The 557-nt window shown below is 70.2% G+C and carries 1 protein-coding gene; it reads left to right on the top strand.

The window, feature by feature from the left end; genetic code table 11:
• On the top strand, window positions 1-557 hold a 557-nt coding region (locus tag ACT6VE_RS34890), incomplete at both ends, for an ABC transporter ATP-binding protein (RefSeq protein WP_444802663.1).

Genomic DNA, 557 nt, shown 5'->3' with positions numbered 1-557 from the left:
GCTCGGCCCCAACGGAGCCGGCAAGAGCACCACCCTCAAGACCATCTCCGGCATGCTGGACGTGGAGGAAGGCCGCGTCGCCTCGGGCAACGTGCGCATGCTGGGCCAGGACATCACCGGCGCGTCCGCCGAGCGGATGGTGGCCGACGGCGTGGTGCACGTGGTCGAAGGCCGCAAGGTGCTGCGCCACATGACCGCCGAGCAGAACCTGGTGGTGGGCGGGCACCGGCTCACGCGCATGGCCGATGTGAAGCAAGGGCTGGAGCGGGTCTACGGCCTGATCCCGCGCCTGGCCGAGCTGCGCACGCGCACCGCCGGTTACCTCTCGGGCGGCGAACAGCAGCTGCTGCTGATCGGCCGCGCCATGATGGCCAGGCCCCGGCTGCTGATGATCGACGAGCCGTCGCTGGGCCTGGCACCGCTGATGGTGAAAGAGATCTTCGACCTGCTCGCCAAGCTGCGCGGCGAAGGCGTGTCGCTGCTGATCGTGGAGCAGCACGCCCAGGCCGCGCTGGCGCTGGCCGACCACGGCTACATCCTGGAAAACGGCCGCGTGG

Source organism: Shinella sp. (assembly GCF_052438155.1).
Taxonomy (GTDB): Bacteria; Pseudomonadota; Alphaproteobacteria; order Rhizobiales; family Rhizobiaceae; genus Shinella.
Note: the sequence above shows the minus strand (reverse complement) of the source record. Positions and strands in the feature narration are given on the sequence as shown.